General features: G+C 72.6%; 12 protein-coding genes. 4 read left to right on the forward strand and 8 right to left on the reverse strand.

The window, feature by feature from the left end:
- The 3 genes from ABZ297_RS44775 to ABZ297_RS44785 all read right to left on the reverse strand — a co-directional run.
- Nucleotides 1-647 (reverse strand): FAD-dependent oxidoreductase (locus ABZ297_RS44775; protein ID WP_355360000.1); only part of this gene is annotated, 647 nt, incomplete at its 3' end.
- A gap of 321 nt (nt 648-968) precedes the next feature.
- Entirely contained in the window at nt 969-1,400 is a 432-nt protein-coding gene (locus ABZ297_RS44780; RefSeq protein WP_355360003.1) for a type II toxin-antitoxin system PemK/MazF family toxin, read from the reverse strand.
- An 82-nt stretch (nt 1,401-1,482) separates the two neighbouring features.
- Nucleotides 1,483-2,322 carry an AraC family transcriptional regulator gene (locus tag ABZ297_RS44785; protein WP_355360006.1) on the reverse strand — a complete coding sequence of 280 codons (840 nt, stop codon included), beginning with the start codon at nt 2,320-2,322 and terminating at the stop codon, nt 1,483-1,485.
- 295 nt (nt 2,323-2,617) lie between these two features.
- Between ABZ297_RS44785 and ABZ297_RS44790 the strand changes: the two genes are divergently transcribed.
- Nucleotides 2,618-3,145 (forward strand): AAA family ATPase, encoded by a 528-nt coding sequence (locus ABZ297_RS44790; protein ID WP_355360009.1) that lies wholly within the window; start codon nt 2,618-2,620, stop codon nt 3,143-3,145.
- A 78-nt stretch (nt 3,146-3,223) separates the two neighbouring features.
- On the opposite strand, the gene ABZ297_RS44795 is transcribed toward ABZ297_RS44790, so the two are convergent.
- Nucleotides 3,224-3,430: a hypothetical protein gene (locus ABZ297_RS44795; protein ID WP_355360012.1), complete on the reverse strand. Its 207-nt coding sequence runs from the start codon at nt 3,428-3,430 to the stop codon at nt 3,224-3,226.
- Between the two features lie 563 nt (nt 3,431-3,993).
- Here ABZ297_RS44795 and ABZ297_RS44800 point away from each other — a divergent pair.
- Nucleotides 3,994-4,341, forward strand: a complete 348-nt coding sequence (locus ABZ297_RS44800) for a VOC family protein (protein ID WP_355360015.1) — start codon at nt 3,994-3,996, stop codon at nt 4,339-4,341.
- Nucleotides 4,342-4,423: 82 nt separating this feature from the next.
- Here ABZ297_RS44800 and ABZ297_RS44805 read toward each other — a convergent pair whose 3' ends face one another.
- Entirely contained in the window at nt 4,424-5,494 is a 1,071-nt protein-coding gene (locus ABZ297_RS44805) for an epoxide hydrolase family protein (protein ID WP_355360018.1), read from the reverse strand.
- A 50-nt stretch (nt 5,495-5,544) separates the two neighbouring features.
- Between ABZ297_RS44805 and ABZ297_RS44810 the strand changes: the two genes are divergently transcribed.
- A complete protein-coding gene (locus ABZ297_RS44810) occupies nt 5,545-6,492 on the forward strand; it encodes a YafY family protein (protein ID WP_355360021.1) in 948 nt (315 codons plus the stop codon).
- Here the strand turns inward: ABZ297_RS44810 and gndA are convergent.
- Entirely contained in the window at nt 6,489-7,913 is a 1,425-nt protein-coding gene (gene gndA, locus ABZ297_RS44815; protein WP_355360024.1) for an NADP-dependent phosphogluconate dehydrogenase, read from the reverse strand. The genes ABZ297_RS44810 and gndA overlap by 4 nt on opposite strands.
- A gap of 68 nt (nt 7,914-7,981) precedes the next feature.
- Complete coding sequence (locus ABZ297_RS44820) at nt 7,982-8,674, reverse strand: HAD family hydrolase (RefSeq protein WP_355360027.1); 693 nt, start codon at nt 8,672-8,674, stop codon at nt 7,982-7,984.
- Between the two features lie 23 nt (nt 8,675-8,697).
- Here ABZ297_RS44820 and ABZ297_RS44825 point away from each other — a divergent pair, with 23 nt between their 5' ends.
- The gene (locus ABZ297_RS44825) at nt 8,698-9,366 is read left to right on the forward strand and encodes an NAD(P)H-binding protein (protein ID WP_355360030.1); all 669 of its coding nucleotides are present in this window, start codon (nt 8,698-8,700) and stop codon (nt 9,364-9,366) included.
- A gap of 23 nt (nt 9,367-9,389) precedes the next feature.
- Here ABZ297_RS44825 and ABZ297_RS44830 read toward each other — a convergent pair.
- The coding region (locus tag ABZ297_RS44830) for a putative PEP-binding protein (RefSeq protein ID WP_355360033.1) at nt 9,390-10,645 on the reverse strand (1,256 nt) is incomplete at its 5' end.

Raw genomic sequence — 10,645 nt, forward strand, 5'->3', positions numbered from 1 at the left:
GGCGGCTGCGCGCCCGCCGCTGCGGGGGCCGCCTGGCGCCACGACGCGTCGCCCGCCAGTGGTTCCGTCTGGGGGAAACCGGTGGGAGAGGCCGCGGTGACGTCGGAGGCCAGCAGCACGTGGCCGTCAGGGGTGAGCGTCGCGACGCCGGTGCGCAGGCCGGCGCCGTGGCGGAGGGCGGCCTGGAGGAGGGCGTCCCTGACAGAGAGGCCGTCGACGCGGGCGGCTCCGGGGACGAGGATGGCGCTCAGGTCGTCGGCGAGCGGCGGGAACAGCGCCGACGGGGTGTGCACATCGGTTATGTCGCCCATTTCGGGTGCATCGGGCTTGCGGCGGTTCAGCAGGGCCCGGACCGGCTCCAGATCCGCGGGGTCCTCGGCCACCAGCAGCGCGCCCACCCGGGCGTACCCGATGTCCTCGCCCAGGGCCTCGATGAGCTCCGGGTAGTAGCAGCCGCCCGCCTGGTTCAGCCGGTACCAGGCGGCGTCGTCGGGGTGGTCCACCCACGGGCAGACGATGCCCGCGCCCGCGTACGTCGCCTGCCCCTGAAACGCCCCGTCGATCACGGTGACGGCCACGCCGCGGCTGCTCAGATGGTAGGCGGCACCGGCTCCGACTATCCCGCTTCCGATCACTACAACGTGCATAGGGCAATGATCGCAGCCATGGCCGTACCAGAGCGTGACGGCCCCACTCCCGACCGCTCTCCGAGACGCAAGACCCGGCCACGCCGCACCCGCGGACCTGGGCCATGCCCCCTCGCTGATCGGCACAGGCACCGACGGCCCCGGCGTGTCGTGCCCCTTGACCGGGGTCGGCCGGTGGGCCGGTCGTGGGTCTTCGTCAGCCGCGCCGGCGGTGGGTGGCCTGGGCGCGGGCCTTCACCCGGCCGCTGCTCAGGCGGCGCCGGCTCTCAGTCAGCAGGCAGGCCGAGGGCGGGCGCCTCGGCAGCGGCTTCGGCAGACCGGTCAGCGGCCGACTTCCCAGCCGTGGGTCTTCATCAGGCGGGCGGCCACGCGGGCGAAGCGGTCAGGGTCGAGGATCGCGCCCTCGCGCCTGATGTCGTCCTCGTCCAGGACGAACACGCGGTCCAGCCGGAGGTAGGACACCTTGTCGTCGCGGCCCCACGCGCCGAGCTCCAGCCAGTCGGGCCCGTCGTCGCCTCTGCTGGACAGCATCATGCCCAGCAGCCTGCGACCTGTGCGGCCGACGATCAGTAGCGGGCGGTCCTTGCCCCGCTCCGGGTCCTCCTCGTACGGCACCCACGCCCAGACGATCTCTCCGGGGTCGGCGAGCCCGTCGAGGTCGGGGGAGTAGGCCAGCGTCGCGGCCCCGTCGAGCGAGTGGATCTCACGCACCGCGCCCCGAGCGGGCCGGGGGTCCTCACCTAGATCATGCACCCGTGGAGCTTACGGTGCCCGGCCCCGCGAAATCCACCGCCGGCCGCGCCCCGTCCATGGCCGGGCTCCCGCCGGCTGCGCGTCAGGTGGCCGTGGCGAGCAGGCGGCGGAGGGCGGTGGGGGTGTGGCCGAGATGGTGGCGGACCGTCCGGGTCAGGTGGGCCTGGTCGGCGAAGCCCAGGTCGGCGGCGAGCGTGGCCAGGCTCGGCTCGCCCGATTCCAGGCGGTCGAGGGCCCTGCCGACCCGCACCCGGTTGCGGTAGTGCGTCAGGGAGACGCCGAGCTCACGGGTGAACGCCCTGCTCAGCTGGTACGGCGAGACGCCCAGGAGCTCGGCCAGGGGCAGCAGCCCGTCGGCCGCCGGATGGTCGGCGGCGATGGCCTCGCGGGCCACGTCGACGATCGCGTGCGGTGCGGACGCCCGCGACCGGTGGCGGGGCCTCGCAGGGGCGGGCCCACCGGAGGCGCCCCCGGCGGGCGACGCCCGGGTGAGGGTGAGGCCGATGAGCGGCAGCAGGGACTCGGTCAGCGCGAAGGCCGGGTCGCCGCTCCTCGCGGCGGCGAGGAACCGGCGGTGGGCCAGGTCGAGACGGGCGTCGACGTAGACGGTCGGGCGGGTGGGGCGGGACTCTCCGGCCAAGGTCCGCCACAGCGTGCCCGACAGGCCCAGGGAGGTGCACACGTCGCCGCCCGAGGGGTGGGCGAAGTGCTCCTCCTCACCCGGCACACCGAGATACGCCGCCGTCGGGTCGACGACGGTGGGACGCCCGTCGGCCATGCGACGAAATCGCCCGCGCCGGACGAGCACCACGCGGTAGCCGGAGCTCACCTCCGTGGCGGACCAGCCACGATGGTCGTCGACGCAGGTCACCTCGTCGACGGCGAACCCCGGCCCAGCACCGAGACGTACAGCGGAACGCACCCGCCGAACGCTACGCGCCGGGTACGACAATCCACCCGCCCCAGGACGGCACCCGGCGCATTCGAGGGGTCGTCGCAACACGGTGATCACTTACTGGCGACGGCCAGCATAGTGAGGCGACTGGGTTTCCGTGTTTCACCAAGTTGGCGGTATGCGGAAACCTGTGGCCGGAAGCCAGGGGATCGGCCAACGTGGGTGCCGAGAAGCCGACAATCACCCCGGCTTAGCGCTGGACGGGGAGATGCGCGAGGCATCGTTCTGTATTGCTTTGCTTCCTGTCGATAGGCTGACCTGCGTGATCATCTGGCTGAACGGAGCTTTCGGCGCAGGCAAGACGACTACCGCTGCCGAACTTGTCCAGATCGTGCCGAAGTCGACGATCCTCGACACCGAGGAGGTCGGCATCATGCTGCGTCATGTGCGAGCCCTGCCACGCCTCGGCGACTTCCAGCACTGGCCCCCGTGGCGAGGCCTGGTCGTTCAGACCGCTACCCACCTGCTGGACTACCTCGGTGGATTACTCGTGATCCCTCAGACAGTCCTGATCGAGCAGTACTGGACAGAGATCCGAACCGGCCTGGAGAAGGCTGGCGTTCCCCTCCATCACTTCCTGCTGCACACCGATCAAGACACCCTGACCCACCGCATCGAAACCGACGCCAAGGGCCCAGGGTCGAAATGGCGGCTGGATCACCTTCCGGAGTATCACGAGGCTCTGCCCTGGCTCCGCCGCCAAGCGCAGGTTGTCGACTCCTCTGCACTCACTCCGAGAAGGGTCGCCGAGATTGTCGCAGCGAAGGCGGCACCAATGGCCGCCGACTAGATCACGCGCAGGTCGCCAGGAGCTCCGTGAGACGTTCAGCCGGTGTGTCCCAGCCGAGCGTCTTCCGAGGTCTGGAGTTCAATGACCGGGAACAGCGCGATCGTCGGCATCGGTCGGCCGCTCGCTGATCATCATTATGGGTGCGCTGTAGCTAGGTTGGCGCTGCTGGGCCAGGCGGCGCGGCTTGCGAATCGCGCGGCCCGTGCGCAGCGCACGGGCCAGCTCGCGGCGCAGCTCGCCGCGGCCTTGAACGTAGAGCGCCTGGTAGATCGTCTCGTGGCGCACGTGCATCTCCGGCCGGTCAGGAAAGCTCCTGCGTAGGCTCTGGCAGATCTGCTCAGGACTCCAACGTTTATGCAGCCGCTCCTGAATGTATGCCCGGAGCTCCGGGTTCTGGCCGATCTTGCCCTGCTTGGGGCGCGGGCGGCGTGCGTCGGCGCGGGCCTGGGCCGCGTACGGCCGATAGTCGCCGCTTGAGGGATGACCGTTGCGGCGGGTTACGCCACTCCCGCCCAGTACGCGGGTTGACGCCGACGATGCGACACGCCTCCTTGTTGCTCACACCCTGCTGCACGAGAGCAAGGTAGTGCTCCCGCTCCTTGGTCAGCTTCTTGCGTCCCTGGGGAGAACGGATCTCCCGGATCTCGAAGTCCATCGCGTCCCCTGAGGTGGGATGTTGCGACGACTACTAGAACGGAAGCCCCGACCGCGCGCCGGGGGCCGGGCCTTCGTTCAGGAGGGTGTGTCCCAAGGGCGCGAGGAGGTTCGGGCGGCCGTCTCAGAAGGGTGTCCGGTGCGTGCAAGGATGTTCAAGACCTCGGCACCCCACCCGGAGCAGGCTGGGGCGCATGACAACGATTTCCTCGATCATTTTCGACTGCGCCGACCCTGCCGCGCTGGCCGCCTTCTACGCCAGGGCCACCGGCGGGCAGGTCTCCCACAGCGACGCCGACTTCGCCACCGTCGACGGCGGCCCCGTCCAGCTCGCCTTCCAGCGAGTCGACGGCTACCGCGGCCCCGGCTGGCCGGACGCCGCCAAGCACGTCCACCTCGACCTGCGCGTCGAGGACCTCGACACCGCCAGGAAGGAGCTGGCCGAGCTGGGCGCGAACGTGCCCGACTTCCAGCCGGGCGACGGCTCCTGGATCGTGCTCACCGACCCGGAAGGTCACCCGTTCTGCATCGCGGCGGGCTGACCGCGGAGGCCGCGCGCCGACGCGCCCGGCCGATGCACGCCGCAGATGCACGCCGAGCGCAGGACCGGTCAGCGGAAGCCGGTTAGAGGAAGAACGCCCGGACGTCGTCCACCAGCAGCGAGGGGGCCTGGAGGGCGGCGTAGTGGCCGCCCTCGGGAAGCTCCGTCCAGCGCACCACGTTGTGCACCCGCTCGGCGTACCTGCGCACGCTGCTGTCCCCGGGAAAGAGCGCCACGGCGGTGGGCGTGGTTCCGGGCTCCGCGGGCAGCCCCCAGGAGGAGGCGGCCTCGCGGTAGAGGCGTCCGGAGGAGCCCGCGGTGCCCGTCAGCCAGGAGATGGTCACGTTGGTCAGGACGTCGTCGCGGGCCACCCCGCCGAGGTCCTCGCCCCACGAGGCGAACCCGTCGAGGTTCCAGGCGAGCTGCCCGGCGGGCGAGTCGGCCAGGCCGTAGGCGAGAGTCTGCGGCCTGGTGCCCTGGATCATCGCGTACCCGGAGTACTCGCGTTGCCAGCGGTCCACCTTGGCGGCCCGCTCCTTCTCGGCCGGCGTCAGGCCGGCCATGTCGTCGAAGGGGATCGTGGTGAGCGCGTTCAGGTGCACGCCGACGACGCGTTCGGGGTCGAGCCTGGCCACCGCGGGGGAGATCAGCGAGCCGAAGTCACCGCCCTGCGTGCCGTAGCGGGCGTAGCCGAGCCCGCGCATCAGCTCGGCCCACGCGGCGGCGATCCGCTCCACGCCCCAGCCGGTCGTGGTGGTGGGCCCGGAGAAGGCGAAGCCGGGGATGGACGGGATGACCAGGTGGAAGTCCTGGCTGAGTGGCCCGGCGACGCGCGAGAAGTCGGCGAACGTGCTGGGCCAGCCGTGGGTCAGCAGCAGCGGCAGCGCGCCGGGCCTGGCCGAGCGGACGTGCGCGAAGTGCACCCGCTGCCCGTCGATCTCGGTCGTGTACTGCGGCAGCTCGTTCAGCCTGGCCTCGTGCTCGCGCCACGAGTAGCCGTCCAGCCAGTACGCGGCCAGCTCGCGCACGGCCTCCGGCGGGACGCCGTACGACCAGCCGACCCCTTCCAGGGCGTCCGGCCAGCGGGTACGGGTTAGCCGCTCGCGCAGGTCGTCGAGCTGGGCCTGCGGGATGTCGATGACGAATCTCTCCATGCCCGCAACGCTAGGAGGGATCGCGGCCAGATCCGGGCCACAATGGACGCATGCTCGACACGTCCGCGCGACTGCTCCGCCTCCTGTCGCTGCTGCAGACGCGGCGCGACTGGGCCAGTGCCGACCTGGCGGAACGCCTCGGCGTGGCCAGGCGCACGGTGCGGCGCGACATCGACCGGCTGCGCCTGCTCGGCTACCCGGTGCACTCCACGCCCGGCGTGTCGGGCGGTTACCGGCTCGGCGCGGGCGCCGAGCTGCCGCCGCTGCTGCTGGACGACGAGGAGGCTGTCGCGGTCGCGGTAAGCCTGCGGACGGCCGCGGGCGGCACGGTGACCGGCATCGAGGAGACGTCGCTGCGCGCCCTGGCCAAACTGGAGCAGGTCCTGCCGTCGCGGCTGCGCCACCGCGTCAACGCCCTGCAGGCGCACACTGTGCCGATCACGCGCGAGGGCCCTACCGTCGACGCCGACGTGCTGACCCGCATCACCGCCGCCTGTCGAGACCAGGAGCAGCTCCGCTTCGACTACACCGGGCACGAGGGCGTGACCACGTCCAGGAAGGCCGAGCCCTACGGCCTGGTCGGCTGGGGCCGCCGCTGGTACCTGGTCGGCTGGGACGCCGACCGCCAGGGCTGGCGCACCTACCGCGCCGACCGCATCCGGCTGCGCACCCCGAACGGCCCCCGCTTCACCCCGCGCGAGCCCCCGGAAGGTGACATCGCCGCGTTCGTCCAGCGGCGTCTCGGCTACGACATGTGGCCGATCCAGGCCCGCGTCCTCCTGCACGCGCCCGCTGAGCAGATCGCCGGCAGGGTGACGGGCGTCGTCGAACCGGTGAGCGACGGCACCTGCGTGCTCACCCTGCGCGGCGACGAACTCCGGCTCATCGCGATCACGGTGGCGTTCCTGGACGTGGACTTCGAGGTGCTGGAGCCGGTGGAGCTGGAGGAGTGGCTCGACAGGCTGGGCCGCCGGCTCCGCTCCTGCGGAAAGGGCTAGGCGGGCCGCTCGACCCGGTCGCCCGACCAGTCGGTGTGGAAGGCGCCCTCCCGGTCGACGCGGTGGTAGGTGTGCGCGCCGAAGTAGTCGCGCAGCCCCTGCACCAGCGCGGCGGGCAGCCGGTCACGCCGCAGCCCGTCGTAGTAGGCCAGCGCCGAGGAGAAGCCCGGCGTGGGCACGCCGATCTGGACGGCCGTGGTGACCACCCGGCGCCACGCGTCCTGGGCGGTGTTCAGCGCCTCGGCGAACGCCGGGTCGGCCAGCAGCGTCGGCAGGTTCGGGTCGGCGTCGTAGGCGGCGCGGATCCGGTCGAGGAACTTGGCCCTGATGATGCAGCCGCCGCGCCAGATCGTGGCCATCGCCCCCAGCTCGATGTTCCAGCCGTACTCCTTGGACGCGGCGGCCATCTGGTCGAAGCCCTGCGCGTAGGCGACGATCTTGGACGCGTAGAGCGCCTGCCGCACGTCCTCGATCAGCTCGCGCCCGCCGACGCCCGACAGCCCCGGCCCCTCCAGCGGCCTGGCCGCCGCGCGCTGCTCCGGGTGACCCGACAGGGCGCGGGCGAAGACCGCCTCGGCGATGCCGGTGACCGGCACTCCCAGGTCGAGCGCGCTCTGCACGGTCCAGCGACCGGTGCCCTTCTGCTCGGCCTGGTCGACGACGACGTCCACGAACGGCTTGCCGGTGGCCGCGTCGACCTGGTCGAGCACCTCGGCGGTGATCTCGATCAGGTACGAGTTCAGCTCGCCCCGGTTCCACTCGCGGAACACCTCGGCCAGCTCGGCGGGCGTGGCGCCGAGCGCCTGGCGCAGCAGGTCGTAGGACTCGGCGATGAGCTGCATGTCCGAGTACTCGATGCCGTTGTGCACCATCTTCACGAAGTGCCCGGAGCCGTCGGGGCCCACGTGGACCGCGCACGGAACGCCGTCGACCTTGGCGGAGATGTCCTGCAGGATCGGGCCCAGCGCCTCCCACGACTCCGCCGAGCCGCCGGGCATGATGCTCGGGCCGTTCAACGCGCCCTCCTCGCCACCGGAGATGCCGGTGCCGACGAAGTGGATCCCCCTCTCGCGCAGCGCCGCCTCGCGCCGCCGCGTGTCGGCGAAGAGCGCGTTGCCGCCGTCGACGATCATGTCGCCGGGCTCCATCAGGTCGGCGAGCTGGTCGATCACCGCGTCGGTGCCCGCCCCCGCCTTGACCATGATGATCGCCCGCCGGGGCCGCTTCAGCGACGCCACGAACGTCGCGAGCTCCTCAGCGGGTACGAACGTCCCCTCCCCGCCGAACTCCTTGACGAGTTGCTGGGTGCGGCTGGACGTCCGGTTGTGCACGGCCACCGCGTACCCGTGCCTGGCCAGGTTGCGGGCCAGGTTGCGACCCATCGTGGCCAGGCCCGTGACGCCGATGTCTGCCAAATCCATCTCTAGCCTCTCCTCTGTGGGGATACGCACGATGAAGCCTGGCGGTTCGGCCGGGTATTCCCCCGGAGTCAGTCGCCGAGCCGGACGCCGAGCTCATCGATCCTGGCCAGCAGGTCCGCCGGGTCGGCGTAGACGCGGAAGGCGCCGGAACGTTCGAGCTCGTCCCTGCCGTACCCGCCGGACAGCAGCCCGATGCCGAGCGCGCCCGCCCGGCGGGCGGCGAGCAGGTCCCAAATGCTGTCACCCACCACCATCGCATGGCGAGGGTCGACGTCCAGCAGCGCGGCGCCGGCAAGGAACAGATCCGGGTCCGGCTTGGCCCGGCGGACCATGTCGCGAGTCACCATCGGAGTGTCCTCCGGCAAGCCCAGCATGCCCAGCGCGAGCCTGGCCGTGCGCGAGTAGCCGCTGGTGGCGATCGCCCACGGCACGCCGCGCGCCGTCAGCTCCGTCAGCAACTCGCTCGAGCCGGGCAGCGGCCTGACCGAGTCGATCTGCTCGGCGTAGGCGTCGGCGTGGGTGGTCTGCAGCTCGTCGATCTGCTCCTGGCTCAGCTTCAGCCCGGTCTCGCGCAGCAGCGCGCTGACGAACAGGCCGCCGCTCATCCCGATGCGCCGGTGGATCCGCCATACCGACAGGTCGATGCCCATCCCCGACAGGGCCTGCCGCCAGGCGACGACGTGCTGGTAGACGCTGTCGATCAGAGTGCCGTCGAGGTCGAAGAGAAACGCCGGGGTGGGAGCTTCAGCGAAGTCGGTCATGCCTCCATGACACCATGACGAGCATGCGGATCATCATCGCGGGCGGGCACGGGAAAATCGCCCTGCGGCTGGAGCGGCTGCTCGGGGGGCAGGCGCTCGGTCTGGTGCGCAATCCCGCGCACCTCGCCGACGTCCAGGCGACCGGAGCGCGGGCCGCCCTGTGCGACCTGGAGCGGGCCGACGTCGAGGAGGTGGCCGAGCTCCTGGAGGGCGCCGACGCCGCCGTCTTCGCCGCGGGCGCCGGCCTTGGCAGCGGAGCCGCGCGCAAGGACACCGTGGACCGGGCCGCCTCCGCGCTGCTGGCCGACGCGGCCGAGCGCGCCGGGGTGCGGCGGTTCGTGCAGATCTCCTCCATGGGCGCCGGGAAGCCTGCCCGCCCCGGCAGCGACCCCGGGGGCGACCCCGGGAGCGACGAGGTGTGGGCCGCCTACCTCAAGGCCAAGACCGAGGCCGAGGAGGACCTGCGCCGCCGCGACCTCGACTGGACGATCCTGCGTCCCGGCTCGCTGACCGACGAGCCCGGCACCGGCAGGGTGCTGCTGGCGCCCGGGGCGCCGCGCGGCAGCGTGCCCCGCGACGACGTGGCGGCCGTCATCGCCGCCCTGCTCCAGGAGGCGGCCGGCATCGGCCGGGTGCTGGAGCTGGTGTCGGGCGGCACCCCGATCCCGGACGCGATCCGCGCCCTTCCGTGACCGCACCACGCTGAAGCGCCGCGCTAGAGGCTGGAGCGGGCCAGCTCACGGCACTGCTCCAGGGTGTGCGCGGCCAGAGCCTCGCGGACGGCCGGCACACAGACCGGGGCCATGGACAGGCTCGTCACGCCGAGCCCGGCGAGCACCGGGGCGAGCCGGGGGTCGCCCGCCGCCTCGCCGCACACCCCGACCGGCTTCCCGGCGCTCGCCCCGGCCTGCGCGCACTCGGCCACCAGGCGCAGCAGCGCCGGCTGCCAGGGGTCCAGGAGGTCCGCCAGCGCGGGGTGCTGGCGGTCGGCGGCGAAGGCGTACTGGCTGAGGTCGTTGGTGCCGACGCTGAGGAAGTCCACCTCCCGCAGGAGGCGGCCCGCCTGCAGCGCGGCGGCCGGCACCTCGATCATGACGCCCACCCTGGCCAGGCCCCTGGCGCGGGCGCGGGCCGCGAAGTCCGCCGCCTCCGCGGCCGTCGTGACCATGGGCGCCATCACCCAGACGTCGGCGGTGGCGGCGCGGGCGGCCTCGGCGACGGCGTCCAGCTGGGTGTCGAGCACCGACGGCAGCAGGCGGTCCACCCGCAGGCCGCGGATGCCCAGGGCGGGGTTGGGCTCCTCCGGCAGGCCGAGGAACGGCAGCGGCTTGTCGGTGCCCGCGTCCAGGGTGCGCAGGACGACCGTCTCCGCCTGGGCGAACACCTCGGCGTAGGCGGCGACCTGCTCCTCGAAGCTCGGCGGCCGGGAACGGTCGAGGAACAGGAACTCGGTGCGGAACAGGCCGACCCCCTCGGCGCCCGGCCGCAGGTCGGCGGCGGAGCCGATGTTGTGCATGAGCCTGATCCGGTGGCCGTCGGCGGTTCTGCCGGGGCCCCTGCTTCCGGCCAGGCGGGCCCGCTCCTCGCGGTCGCCGTCGCGGACGCGCTCGGCCGCCTCCGCGGTGAGGCCGATGGCGACCTCGCCGGTCCCGCCGTCGACCGAGATGATCGTGCCGTCGGCGAGGCCGGTGACGCCCGCGCAGGCCACCACGGCCGGCAGGCCGCGGGCGCGGGCCAGGATCGCCGTGTGGCTGGTGGGGCCGCCCCGCTCGGTGACCAGCGCCAGCACGTCCGGGCCGAGGGCGGAGGTGTCGGCGGGCGAGAGGTCCGGCGCGACCAGCACGAACGGGTGGCCCGGCGACGGGATGCCGGGCATCGGCAGGCCCAGGGCGGCGGCGACCGCCCGGTGCCTGAGGTCGTACAGCCGCTGCGCGGCACTCCCCTGCAGGACGTTCAGGTGGACCACCACGC

The sequence above is a fragment of the Nonomuraea sp. NPDC005983 genome, assembly GCF_040614375.1.
In the GTDB taxonomy this organism is placed as follows: domain Bacteria; phylum Actinomycetota; class Actinomycetes; order Streptosporangiales; family Streptosporangiaceae; genus Nonomuraea.